1 pseudogene is annotated in these 236 nt (G+C 66.9%); it reads right to left on the bottom strand.

What is annotated here, in order from left to right:
- Nucleotides 1-236: pseudogene (locus tag FS767_RS22630) on the bottom strand (transketolase); the annotation flags it as partial.

Genomic DNA, 236 nt, shown 5'->3' on the forward strand with positions numbered 1-236 from the left:
GATCTCGTCGCCCTTGGGCACCCGGTGGTGCCATTCGGGTTTGCCTTCGATGAAGGAAACCCCCTTGCCTTTGACGGTATTGGCGATCAGCGCCTGGGGCTGGCCGCGGTGTTCGCGCAGGGCTTCCAGGGTCTCCACCAGCTGGGCCACGTCGTTGCCGTCGCACTCGACCACATGGAAGCCGAAGGCGCGCCACTTCTCGGCCAGGGGCTCCAGCGGCAGGATCTCGGCGGTGG

The organism is Pseudomonas sp. DE0010, from assembly GCF_007680745.1.
In the GTDB taxonomy this organism is placed as follows: Bacteria; Pseudomonadota; Gammaproteobacteria; order Pseudomonadales; family Pseudomonadaceae; genus Aquipseudomonas; species Aquipseudomonas parafulva_B.